Origin of the sequence: Thauera phenylacetica B4P (assembly GCF_000310225.1) — a bacterium.
GTDB classification, from domain to species: Bacteria; Pseudomonadota; Gammaproteobacteria; order Burkholderiales; family Rhodocyclaceae; genus Thauera; species Thauera phenylacetica.
In genome coordinates this window covers 1-384 of sequence record NZ_AMXF01000628.1, presented here as the reverse complement: position 1 = coordinate 384, position 384 = coordinate 1, and the positions used below count along the sequence as shown (strand labels likewise).

Annotated in this window: 1 protein-coding gene; it reads left to right on the top strand. The window is 77.6% G+C overall.

All coding sequences use genetic code 11. From position 1 onward, the window contains the following. Nucleotides 1-384 (top strand): peptidoglycan-binding domain-containing protein (locus tag C667_RS24020; protein WP_004393424.1); only part of this gene is annotated, 384 nt, incomplete at both ends.

The window sequence follows — 384 nt, the reverse complement described above, 5'->3', positions numbered from 1 at the left end:
CGGCGGGCCGACGGCAGCGCCTTGCCCGCGGGCGGCGCGCCGGCCGGGCTGATGCTGCCGGCCGGGCGCGAGGGCCCCGCCTTCCTGGTCACGCGCAACTTCGACGCGCTGTATTCCTACAACGCTGCCGAGAGCTACGGCCTGGCGATCGCCCACCTGTCGGACCGCCTGCGCGGTGGCGCGCCCTTCGTCGCCGCCTGGCCGACCGACGACCCCGGCCTGTCGCGCGCTGAGCGCCGCGAGCTGCAGCAGCTGCTGATCGCGCGCGGCCACGACATCGGCGAGGCCGACGGCATGATCGGCGCGCGTACCCGCGAGGCGCTCCAGCGCGAGCAGGCCGCGCTCGGCCTGCCGGCCGACGGCCGCGCCGGTCAGCGTGTGCTG